Here is a 1,173-nt window from a genome sequence, read left to right on the forward strand (position 1 = left end):
TTTTCCCAGTGCTTCAGGCCTCGCAGGGCCTTGCCCAGGAACCGCTTCGCTGCCTTGGCGCTGCGGGTCGGCGACAGGTAGAAATCGATCGTGTCGCCCCGCTTGTCGACTGCCCGGTACAGGTAGGTCCACTTGCCCCGCACCTTGACGTAGGTTTCATCCAGGCGCCAGCTCGGATCAAAGCCACGCCGCCAGAACCAGCGCAGCCGCTTCTCCATCTCCGGGGCGTAGCACTGGACCCAGCGATAGATCGTCGTATGGTCGACCGAAATGCCGCGTTCCGCCAGCATTTCCTCAAGGTCGCGATAGCTGATCGGATAGCGACAATACCAGCGCACCGCCCACAGGATCACATCACCCTGGAAATGGCGCCACTTGAAATCCGTCATCGTTCCGTCCGTCCAATCTCCGCCAAGCATGCTCAAGCTTCACGATTTTTGCAACAGAGCCCGCCGCCCAGCATCTCCGATCAACATCGGTCGCAGTGCCTGACGATCTCCTTGCCCATACATCTCCCGTGGGTTGGGAGCATATTGCCTTCTCCGGCGATTTCCTCTGGGATCGAGCTGCCGCTTCCGCTGGCCGCAAGGCCCTCAATCTGCCGCCGAATAGCCGCGTCGCGTAAGCGTTCGCTGATTGTTCGCCCTTAGCGTTGTTTAGCGTACCATCCACGCTATGCCCTCTGAAGGAACGCGGCATAGGTGGATCGGACTTGCCTCCTGCCCGGAGCGCATTGCCCAGCAGATTGGCATGGTAGTCACTAGCAGCCTGACGATCGCCGTTCAGCAGGGCGAACAGCGTCTGGCCGCTGCCGAGATCGACGGCCACGGCCTCGCCCCTCATTTTGGAGGTGATCCCGCTTCCTTGGCCCGTTCGCGGTCCTTTGGTGATCGTCGTTTCGATGACGCTCGAACCGGAGCGCACACCTGTCGGCGTCTCCACTTCGACGGTCATCCGGTAGCGGAGGGTATCGGTTCTCTCGCAACCACAGAGCAGCAATGCAGCGGCGCTTGCGAAAGCCCCAGCACAGCCCGCCGCGCCATCATGGCCCAGTCGGCCCGAAGCTGCGATTTTGGTCATCTTGGAGAACACGTCGGGAACGGGCTGGTTGTTGTTGACGATCGCCCATGCGAGGAACGACGTTCCGCTCCGATAAGGGAGCGGCGTTATGAG

2 pseudogenes are annotated in these 1,173 nt (G+C 61.2%); both read right to left on the reverse strand.

The annotated features are described in order from the left end of the window. Positions 1-389 (reverse strand): annotated as a pseudogene (locus tag WP12_RS00115) (IS6-like element IS6100 family transposase); the annotation flags it as partial. Continuing rightward, positions 355-1,173: pseudogene (locus WP12_RS26285) on the reverse strand (hypothetical protein); the annotation flags it as partial. The pseudogenes WP12_RS26285 and WP12_RS00115, both read right to left, overlap by 35 nt.

The organism is Sphingomonas sp. SRS2, from assembly GCF_000971055.1.
Taxonomy (GTDB): Bacteria; Pseudomonadota; Alphaproteobacteria; order Sphingomonadales; family Sphingomonadaceae; genus Rhizorhabdus.